The 10,493-nt window shown below is 43.2% G+C and carries 8 protein-coding genes and 1 pseudogene; 6 read left to right on the forward strand and 3 right to left on the reverse strand.

Going from position 1 to position 10,493, the window contains the following annotated elements:
- Nucleotides 1–44 precede the first annotated feature (44 nt).
- The 3 genes from LZF95_RS02215 (at nt 45) to LZF95_RS02225 (ending at nt 2,863) form a co-directional block, all read left to right on the forward strand.
- A complete protein-coding gene (locus tag LZF95_RS02215) occupies nt 45–965 on the forward strand; it encodes an AraC family transcriptional regulator (protein WP_233753357.1) in 921 nt (306 codons plus the stop codon).
- A 142-nt stretch (nt 966–1,107) separates the two neighbouring features.
- The gene (locus LZF95_RS02220; RefSeq protein WP_233753358.1) at nt 1,108–1,941 is read left to right on the forward strand and encodes an SDR family NAD(P)-dependent oxidoreductase; all 834 of its coding nucleotides are present in this window, start codon (nt 1,108–1,110) and stop codon (nt 1,939–1,941) included.
- 7 nt (nt 1,942–1,948) lie between these two features.
- On the forward strand, nt 1,949–2,863 hold the full coding sequence (locus LZF95_RS02225; protein WP_233753359.1) for a helix-turn-helix transcriptional regulator: 915 nt from the start codon (nt 1,949–1,951) through the stop codon (nt 2,861–2,863).
- Between the two features lie 156 nt (nt 2,864–3,019).
- Here LZF95_RS02225 and LZF95_RS02230 read toward each other — a convergent pair whose 3' ends face one another.
- On the reverse strand, nt 3,020–4,054 hold the full coding sequence (locus LZF95_RS02230; RefSeq protein WP_233753360.1) for a sugar phosphate isomerase/epimerase: 1,035 nt from the start codon (nt 4,052–4,054) through the stop codon (nt 3,020–3,022).
- Between the two features lie 24 nt (nt 4,055–4,078).
- Nucleotides 4,079–6,823: a PQQ-dependent sugar dehydrogenase gene (locus LZF95_RS02235; protein WP_233753361.1), complete on the reverse strand. Its 2,745-nt coding sequence runs from the start codon at nt 6,821–6,823 to the stop codon at nt 4,079–4,081.
- A gap of 129 nt (nt 6,824–6,952) precedes the next feature.
- Between LZF95_RS02235 and LZF95_RS02240 the strand changes: the two genes are divergently transcribed.
- The 3 genes from LZF95_RS02240 to LZF95_RS02250 all read left to right on the forward strand — a co-directional run bounded on the left by LZF95_RS02240 (nt 6,953) and on the right by LZF95_RS02250 (nt 10,099).
- Nucleotides 6,953–7,699 (forward strand): NUDIX domain-containing protein, encoded by a 747-nt coding sequence (locus LZF95_RS02240; protein WP_233753362.1) that lies wholly within the window; start codon nt 6,953–6,955, stop codon nt 7,697–7,699.
- A gap of 285 nt (nt 7,700–7,984) precedes the next feature.
- Nucleotides 7,985–9,007 (forward strand): LLM class flavin-dependent oxidoreductase, encoded by a 1,023-nt coding sequence (locus tag LZF95_RS02245; protein WP_233753363.1) that lies wholly within the window; start codon nt 7,985–7,987, stop codon nt 9,005–9,007.
- A gap of 12 nt (nt 9,008–9,019) precedes the next feature.
- Complete coding sequence (locus tag LZF95_RS02250) at nt 9,020–10,099, forward strand: NAD(P)-binding domain-containing protein (RefSeq protein WP_233753364.1); 1,080 nt, start codon at nt 9,020–9,022, stop codon at nt 10,097–10,099.
- Nucleotides 10,100–10,306: 207 nt separating this feature from the next.
- On the opposite strand, the pseudogene LZF95_RS02255 reads toward LZF95_RS02250, so the two are convergent.
- Nucleotides 10,307–10,493: pseudogene (locus tag LZF95_RS02255) on the reverse strand (IS256 family transposase); the annotation flags it as partial.

The raw sequence follows: 10,493 nt of genomic DNA on the forward strand, positions 1-10,493 counted from the left end.
ATGAAGCATACGCAGTAGGTTTTGCTTTTTTATACATTTATAAGATGCAAAAGAAGAAAGAAAATCTGAAGCGTTTTCGTACCATATCCGAAATACATCAGGCCTTTGGGATGCCCAAACCACGGCATCCTCTGATCAGTTTAACCCATTTTGATGAAAACAATCCTTTCAATCCTGAAAAGATTCCGGTGTACGATGTGTTGGAGTTTTATAAAATAGCCTTTACCACGGAAAACCGTGGCAGAATGAAATACGGCCAGAATTATTACGATTTTACGGAAGGTAGCATGGTATTTATAGCACCCAATCAAGTGATTGGAAGCTCGGAAGACAGTGATGAGCATTCCTCATACATCCTGCTGATACACCCTGATTTTTTTCTGGGTTATCCATTGGCCGGCAGGATAAAACAGTACGGATACTTTTCTTATGCGGTAAACGAAGCACTGCATTTATCCGATGATGAAAAACAGGTTGTTCTTTCCATTTTGAACATCATAGAACTTGAGTTGAACAGCAGAGTGGATGAATTTAGTCAGGAGGTGATGATCGCACAGATTGAATTGCTATTGAGTTATGCCAATCGTTTTTACAAACGCCAGTTCATCACAAGAAAAGCGGTAAATGATAATTTGTTGCAAAAGCTGGAAGCTATTTTGGACCATTATTTTGACAACGAAAAATCTCTGATGCAGGGAATACCCACAGTTCACTATCTTGCTGATAACTTAAACACTTCGCCGGGTTATTTGAGTGATATGTTGCGTTCTCTTACAGGACAAAATACCCAGCAACACATACATAATAAACTCATTGAAAAGGCGAAAGAAAAACTATCCACGACAGACTTGGCAGTGAGCGAAATTGCCTATCAACTGGGTTTTGAACATCCACAGTCATTTAGCAAACTTTTCAGGACAAAGACCAAACAATCACCTTTGGAGTTTAGGGCTTCGTTTAATTGAGAAATTTCACTTGCATAACTTTTTACTTTCAGCAAATACATCATAACGACAATCCCGAACTTGAACACAACAATCCTCTATCTGAATACATTTTGCGCTAATTAACTTTTGAGCTTTGCATCATCACTTAAAACAAAAAACAATGAGCAAGCAAAAAGTATGGTTTATTACAGGTGCATCTAAAGGGATGGGGCTTGAAATTACAAAAGCTGTTTTAAATAACGGGGGCAAAGTAATCGCAACCTCCAGGAATACAGAAACGCTTTTAGAAAAAATTGCGGACTACAAAGACAATTTACTTCCTGTAAAGTTAGACATCACCAATGAAACAGCTATTGAAAACGCTATTGCCAATGGCATCGCGAAATTTGGCCAAATAGACGTTGTGGTGAATAATGCAGGATATAACCTTTTGGGAAATCTCGAAGAACTAAGCGATGCGGAGTTTCGAAATACAATGAATGTAAATGTTTTTGCAGTGGCTAACATCATTAGAAGCGTATTACCCCACTTGCGTAAGCAAAAATCAGGGCATATCATCAACACGGCTTCTATGATGGGCTATACCAGTTATCCCGCTAACGGGAGCTATAGTGCATCAAAATTTGCTGTGATTGGATTATCAGAAGCACTTGCACAAGAAGTTGCTCCTTTTGGGATAAAAGTTACCATCCTTGCACCCGGCACCTTCCGTACAAGTTTTATGAATGAGGAAAGTCTGCATGTCGCGAAAAATAAGATTGACGCATACAACTTAGAACAACAGGTTGAACTGTTTAGGGGATTTGACGGCAAACAATTGGGCGACCCTGAGAAATTGGCAGAAGTACTGCTTAAAATTACTGAAATGGAAAACCCGCCCCTGCATCTCCCATTAGGTTCAGATAGCTACAACGCTATTGTAGAGCTACGCAAAAATGAGCAAATAGAATTGGAAAACTGGAAAGCCTTATCTTTATCTACTGATTTTAAATAATTATGGCGTGAAAAAAGCTGCTCCTTACAGAATTCAGTCAATTTCAGAGCTTCATGGTTTATTCAGCTTGCCAAAGCCCGATCACCCATTGATTAGTGTTATTGATTTTGAATTGCTGAAATTCGCAAACAATCAAATCTGGAACAGCTTTTACTACGATTTCTATTGTGTAGCCTGTAAAAAAGGAGCTTCAGGAAAGTTCAAATACGGGCAAGGGCATTATGATTTCGATGAGGGCGTGATGAGCTTCACCAAACCGGGTCAGATTTTTTCCGTCACGAATGCCACCAATGACCCCGTATCAGGCTATATGCTCATCTTTAAACCTGATCTAATCAGGCACTATGAATTGGGCAAGGTAATTGGCAACTATGGGTTCTTTTCCTATGCTACTTCAGAGGCTCTTCATCTTTCAGAAAAGGAAGATAAAATAATCATGAGGCTTTTGCACCAAATCCAGGATGAACTAAAAAACAATATTGACCATTACAGCCAAGATTTAATTGTTTCGCATATCGACCTGCTTCTCCATTATGCAAAGCGTTTTCACCATAGACAGTTTCTTACCCGTAAAGCAACAAATAACGACTTGTTGGTTAAAGTAGAAGAAATCCTGAACAATTATTTCAATACTGGAACGCCTCTTGACAGCGGGTTGCCTACCGTTCAGTTTTTAGCCAATGAAGTGAAACTTTCGCCCAGTTATTTAAGTGACCTGCTGCGAAACCTCACTGGCCACAATGCCCAACAGTACATCCAAAATCATTTGATAGATAAGGCAAAAGAATTATTGACAACCAGCAATTGTAGCGTCAGCGAAATAGCATATCATTTAGGATTTGAATACCCTCAATCTTTCAGTAAGCTATTTAAAAAGAATACCAATCAAACGCCTTTGCAGTTTAGAGCATCTTTTAACTAATACCCTCTTACGGTTTAGTCTTTAGCTTAACAAATGTCCTTTTCGGCAGAATTTTAGCAACACCGGAATTTGAAATAGAGTCATCAGTTTTCTTGCCAAATACATCAGTCAATACACGAGACTGGTTTACTTTCAGTTGATTTAGTGTCAGAGTGGTCATCCTAATTCTGCCAGGACTTTTTCGAGCAGCTTTTTGGTTGCCAAAATTCCCTGATCATTAGGTAAATAGCTTTGGTCTCCGCCTAAATCTCTCATGAGACCACCTTCGTATTCAATTCCAACATATCCCCCCGACCATCCTGAAGCCTTGATAAGCTCAAACATCTTGAAAAAATCAGTATCCAAGTCATTTCCTTCCGCATCAAATCGGTGTGTCTTTGCGCTTACTCCTTTTGAATACGGCATCATCTTTTTTACACCCTCATATCGGTCGTATTCACGAAGGCAGGTAGTGTTGATCAGGCTTTTTAGGTCAGCTCCGTCCGGTTTGCTTCGTTCAAGACAAAAATTCCCAAAATCAGGCAAAAGCCCTTTAAATGAAGAAGGTACCTGGGAAAGAATCCCGATCAACCAGTCAGGATCTGTAGAGTACCCAAAATGGTTTTCTACAATGACATGGATTTCTGCTTTTTCCGCATATTCCAAAAGGGAATTATAGCCATCCGCGGCCGCTTTGGCGACTTCTTCCGGGGTTCCTTCTTCTGCTTTTCCCGTCAAGGCTGCCATTGTATCCCCAAAATTAACACGGATAGCGTCGCAATCCAGGTATTTGGCCGCATCTATCCAGCTATAATGCCCTTCCACTGCTTTCTTTCTTATAGCTGGGTCTAATGAGGCAATATTTTCTGCATCTACCATAATCAGATGGTTTTTTGCTCCCAAATCATTACAGATGCTCTTCAGTTCCTTCATGAAAACAGGGTCCAGATGCTTGTTGTTAAAGAATCCGGACACATATTCCAACGTGTTGATTCCAAACTCATTCACTGCCCGCTGGGGGAAATCGAACATGCTCATATTCCCGGAAAATAATTCGGAAGCGAATGAAAACTGGGCAAGGGATAATTCGAATGTAAACTTGCGTTGATCTACATTTCCTGCAGTCAACATATTGGGTAAAATACCGGCAAGGCCATAGCCACCGGCAGCAAGTCCCATTCTATTGATAAATTCCCGTCTCGATAATTCCATAGTTTGAAAGTTTTGATTGTAAATTTAGTTTGCTTCAAAAGTCACTGAAAAGGGCACAAACAAGGCACCTTTGGATTGGTCGTTTCTAAATATAAAATACAGGTCATGTATTCCTTGCCTGGGTGGTATGGGGACCCGGTAGGAAGGTGGCTCTGAGTTTCCGGTAAGCAGATCAGGATCGCTGGATGGGTTAATAAATTCTGTTTGACCTAATAATGGCCCTTCCGGACTCCCTGTCCGGACTTCGATGACGCCTCCCTGAGAATTTAACTGTTCAACAGGTGCTGCAACTTGCAAGGAGATTGCCTGAATGGCTGTAAGATCAATTTCCTTAAATCCCGCAAAAGTATTGGGAGCTGTAACAATCAACAGGTTAGCCTCTCCCATCTTAAATTTCATGATTGTAGGAGATACTTCATCCGCATTACCAAGCAGAAGCGTAGGGCTTCTCAATTCAACGGCAGCGGCTCCGGTGATGGAGGGTACTCCATTGTAGCCTTTGTCTGTGTAGGTAGCACTGAGTTTAAATACAGTATGATCTGATTTTAATCCTCCGGAGTTATGGGGTATTACCTCTCCTTTGGTTGGAAGTAGTTTTGGCTCTTCCGGATTTTCTGCCAAGCTTAGTATGTATCGTACCATTTGATCTGCATCCTCCTCACTGAGTGCAGGGTGAGGTGACATCGGGATTTCTCCCCAAATTCCTGCCCCGCCCTTTATGATTTTTTCTGAAAGTTTTTTAGAAGCTTCCGGATCAGATTTGTATTTGGTGGCAACATCCAGATAGGATGGACCGACTGATTTTTTGTCGGTCATATGGCAGGCATTGCAGTCGCTTTTGTCTATCAAAACCCTACCCGGAAGTACTTCCTGAGGACTATGTGGATTGGCTCCGGCAGTGTGTGAACCGGCTTTCGGTTCTCCGATGTCGTGATATCCGCTTGTTACCAAGACTGATTCTTCGGCGATTTGATTGGTTTTGAGTGCCCCATCCTCTTGGTCATATACCTCAACTTCATAAGTGATTTTTTTCCCAGGGAAGAAGAAAGTCTGGTTGCTTCCCGGCAATCTCAACGTGACGTTCGGAGGTTCATTTCCGGCTGTCAGACTCAATTCTTGACTCGATTGCAGTCCTTTTGAATCCGTTACGGTGAGTTTTGCCTGGTATTTTCCAGGATCATTAAACTGGAATGTGGGGTCAGGGTCTTCCAAAAGGGCTAAAGTCTCTCCGTTCGGTGAGTAGATTTCCCAAGAATACTCCAGGGAGTCCTGATCATAATCCAGAGTCCCCTTTGAAGAAAAGTTTACGTTGAATGGGACAGCTCCTGCATACCTGTCGGCAGATGCCGCTACTATTGGTTTCCGGTTACCATCATTATATTCAATTCTGACCAGTTTAGCTTCGGGATTTGCCATAAACCAACCTTGGCCATATTCCAAAAGATAAAGATCTCCCTGTGGTCCAAATGCCATGTCAATGGGATGCTCTAATTCGAGATTAGGAAGGAAAGGTTCCATTCGGATATAATTTCCCTGTTCATTTAAAGTGACTGCCATGATCCAATCTCTCATCCATTCATAAATGAACCACTTACCCTCGTAGTAGGAAGGAAAGAGCCGCTTGGCTTTCTGAAAATCAGATTCATGAAATACAGGGCCTGCCATGGCCGTTCGGCCACCGCTTCCAAGTAAAGGAAAACGAAGCGATTCTCCGGCGGAATAAAAAATCATTGCCTTCTGGGCTGGAGGAAGATCAATCATTCCGGTATTATTGGGAGAATTGTTACGTGGATGTTCCGGGTCAAATTGTTCACCCGATTGGTTGGTGGCAAAATTGAAATCCCAATAAGCTTTGTTGTTTCCTACAAAGTAGGGCCACCCAAAGTTGCCAGCAGCCTTTGCTTGGTTAAACTCATCTTCTGCTGCGGGTCCAAGGCCCACGGAGTCTTGTCCTGAGTCTGGTCCAACATCCCCCCAATATAGGAAACCTGTCTTTTTGTCCACGGCGATCCGGTATGGATTACGATGTCCCATGGTATAGATCTCCGGTTTTGTCCCCGGAGTGCCCGGTGGAAACAGGTTGCCCTTCGGAATCGTATAGCTTCCGTCCGCTTCAGGGTGTATTCTCAGGATTTTTCCACGAAGATCATTGGTGTTTGCGGCAGTACCCTGTGCATCAAAAGCTGACCTTCCTTCTCTTTCGTCAATAGGTGCATAGCCTGCCGATTCTCTCGGGCTCGTATTGTCCCCTGTTGAGAGATATAGGTTTCCATCTGAATCCCAATCAATCGATCCGCCTGTGTGACAACAATGGTCTCTTTGAGTAGGGATTTCAAGCAGGATTTGGACAGATGTTAGATCCAATTTGTCATCCTTCATCGTAAATCTGGCCAGTATGTTTTTAGGTTCTTTTCCCACAGGGGAATAATAAAGGTAAACCCAGGGATGAACATTGAAATCAGGATGAACCCCGAGCCCCAACAATCCGTCTTCAGCCTCCTGTGGAATTTTTCCCGGTTCCGGATTGTAGGTCGTACTTACTGCTATTTTCCCTATTTGATCGACTTTTTGAGTGATGGGATTGTACATTTTTACCAATCCGTGTCTTTCAATAAAAATTACCCGGTCATCGGGAAGAATTGCCAATTCCAAAGGTTCATTCAACTGATCTGCCAAAACAACCTTTTGAAACCTGTTTTCTTCAGGTACTTGTGCAATTGCCTGTAGGTTGAGGAAAAGGAACATCAGGATTTTGACTATTTTTCCCATGCGAAGTGTGGTTAAAGGAGCAATGAAGTCGTTTTGTTTGTGTTATTTTTACACAATAAAGAGAAAAAATATTAATGCGTAAAATTTACGCATTAATATTTTTAATGAATTTTAAAAAAGAAGTAAAGAATGTTGGGATTAGTGTTTGATTCTATTTTAAAAGAAGTGTCCATTGACTTTGTGATTGTGGGGTTTCAGACAAATAGACTGAAGGTCTTGTTGTTGAAATGGAAGGGTACGGGAAAGTGGAGTCTGCCGGGGGGCAGGATTTATGTAGATGAACCCATCAGTATGGCGGCTGTCCGCACGCTGGAGGAAAGGACCGGGCTGAAGAATGTGTTCTTGAGACAGTTCAATACTTTCGGAAATACCCAACGATACCTGCACTATTCCAAAGAGGAAACCTTGGAGTATGTCAAACAGGCTATTGGAGAGGATATTTTACAACTTCAAAATCTACCTCGAACTGTTTCTGTTGGCTATTACGCATTAGTGGATATAGAAAAGGTGGATGCAAAACCTGATTTTTACACCGATGAGTGTAGTTGGTGGGATGTGGCAGATGTTCCAAAATTGCTTTTTGACCATAATGAAATGATAGAGGTGGCACTTCAGACCTTAAGAAGAGAGATTCGCCACCAGCCGGTTGGAAATCTGCTGCCGGAAAAATTTACCATGAATGAATTGCAAAATCTATTTCAAGGTATCCTGAATACCGAGTTGGATAGACGTAATTTCCACAAAATGATGACCGGATACGATTTTCTGATCAAACTGGAGGAAAAAAGGATAGGAGGCGCTAACAGGGCGCCCCATTTATACCGTTTTGATTATAAAAAGTATTACGAGGCGCTTAACGGAGGAGTTTCTTTCTAAATTTATGCAGAAATGCTCCGGGCTTCGGATTTGGTTTGTACAGGTTTCTCAGCCTGGTATGTCTGAGACTTTTTCAGCCAGCCCTATTTATGAACAGATTTTGATGAAATGCTGTTTCACTTCTTAATTAATTATTAAGCCATTTTAGCCGGCTAACGTTAAGCATGCAGGGTCAAATCAAGACATAATAGCACATGAAATCGAGCATGACTAAAAAGTCACACACTGGCATGATTATAATCGCTGTGAGATTCCATGTGGCCTTTAAAAACAAATTGTAATCACATGAAAAAAATAGGGTTTTTATCCTTTGGTCATTGGGCCAATCATCCTTCTTATCAGGCAAATACGGCAAGTGACACCTTGCTGCAGTCCATCGATCTGGCAGTTGCAGCTGAAGAAATCGGAATAGATGGGGCGTATTTTCGGGTGCATCATTTTGCACAGCAACTCGCTTCACCGTTTCCTTTATTGGCTGCCATAGGAGCCAAAACCCATAAAATTGAAATAGGCACCGGAGTTATCGATATGCGCTATGAAAATCCATTATATATGGTGGAAAATGCAGGAGCTGCCGATTTAATTTCCGAAGGCAGGTTGCAGCTTGGAGTCAGCAGAGGGTCGCCCGAGCAGGTGATTGACGGTTGGAAGTACTTCGGTTACGGATTGGAAGAAGGGGAAACCGATGCTGAGATGGGTAGAAGGAAAGCGTTGGAATTTTTCGACAAACTCGATGGAATCGGGTTTGCGCAGCCTAACCCCAACCCAATGTTTCCCAATCCTCCAGGATTGCTGCGAGTAGAGCCCTATTCAGAGGGATTGCGTGAGCGTATTTGGTGGGGTTCTGCTTCGGATGCTACAGCAGTTTGGGCAGCGGAAGTGGGGATGAATCTTCAAAGTTCCACCTTGAAATACGATGAGAGTGGAAAACCTTTTCATATTCAGCAAGCAGAGCAAATAAGAGCCTATAGGGATGCCTGGAAAAAGGCTGGCCACCAGCGGGAACCACGGGTTTCCGTGAGTAGATCGATCTTTGCCTTGGTCAGTGACCAGGATAAGTATTATTTTGGAGGAGAGGCCAACAGGAGGGATAAGGTTGGGATGATAGAAGCTGATAAACGGGCCATTTTCGGAAGAAGTTATGCCGCGGAACCAGAGCAGCTGATTAAAGAGCTTGCCCAGGATGAAGCGATCCAGGAAGCAGATACGCTCCTATTGACCATCCCAAATACCTTAGGGGTGGATTATAATGTGCATGTGCTGGAATCCATTTTGAAGTACGTGGCACCGGAATTAGGATGGAGGTAAGAGGAGCGTTTTATGGCCGTAAAAATCCGTTATAAGACAAAAATCATCATCATAGGAGCGGGCCAGGCCGGACTTTCAGCTGCATATCATCTCAAAAATATGGGGATGGAAGTTGGACCTGATTTCGTCGTCTTAGATGGAGCGCCCCAAGCAGGAGGTGCCTGGCAATCCCGCTGGGATTCGCTGACCTTGAGTACGGTAAACCGGATTCACGATTTGCCCGGCATGTCCTTTGAGGAAACGCTGGAGACCGACGGCTCCGAAGTACAGGCGAATTCTGCGGTTCCACATTACTTTGATTTGTACGAGAAGAAATTTGGGCTTCAGGTCTATCGTCCTGTAAAAGTAGAGAAAGTGTATTTGCAGGGAAACCGCTTTTTTATCGATACATCTACCACTGCTTTTTCTGCGTTGGGAATCATCAATGCGACCGGAACCTGGGAAAGCCCTTACATCCCCGAGTATCCGGGCGCAGCACTTTTTGAGGGGGAACAATTACATACCCGGGACTATAAAGATGCAGCTTATTTCAAGGGAAAGCATGTTATCATAGTTGGGGGTGGTATTTCTGCGATTCAATTGTTGGATCAGATCTCCAAAGTCACTCCGACTACCTGGGTTACGCGCAGACCCCCGGAATTCAGGAAAGTTCCTTTTGATGATATGGCAGGAAGCATGGCAGTGGCTAGGGTAGAAGAGCGGGTAAGAGAAGGGTTATTGCCCCAGTCCGTGGTTTCTGTCACAGGATTACCCTATACTTCTGAAATAGAAGCTATGGAGAAAAGAGGAGTACTCCAGCGCTATCCGATGTTCAGTGAAATCACCAAGAAGGGCGTAAAGTGGGAGGACGGTACTGAAGTTGATGCGGATGTGATCTTTTGGAATACTGGCTTCAGATGGCCTATGTCTCATTTGGATTCAGTAGTGCCACGGGAAGAGGGCGGTGGGATCAAAATGTCCGGAAGGTTGGCAACAGAAGTGGCCAAGGAACCTCGGATTCATTTGGTGGGCTATGGTCCTTCGGCATCCACTATTGGAGCCAACAGGGCAGGAGCCGCCGCCGCAAGGGAATTGGTGAAGACATTGCGTTAAGATTAAATATACTTTTTAGCACCTACATTGGCTCGATTAACTGTCATTTAAAAAGCAACGTGATAAACGATAAACAAAAAAAAGACATAGAAGCAATTGAAGCGTTGTTTGTGACCATTCCAGCAGGAACAGTGGGGAGTGTTAGCTAAACTCTGTCCTTCCCTTCCCGAGGGGTACCCCTCGGGAAGGGAACTAAACTATTAATACTTATTCTACGTCCAGGCTCAGCCTCCCTTCAAATCTAATTGCTAATTGTTGGACTGTCAAGCCCCAGTTATGAAGAGGGGATGACCATTTCTTTTCGATTCTTCTGGTGGCGAGATAAACCAGTTTCAGAAGGGCCATATCGTTGGGAAAAGCTCCCTTGGTCTTGGTCACTTTTCTGATCTGTCTG

Origin of the sequence: Algoriphagus sp. AGSA1, assembly GCF_021390545.1 — a bacterium.
Lineage (GTDB): Bacteria > Bacteroidota > Bacteroidia > Cytophagales > Cyclobacteriaceae > Algoriphagus.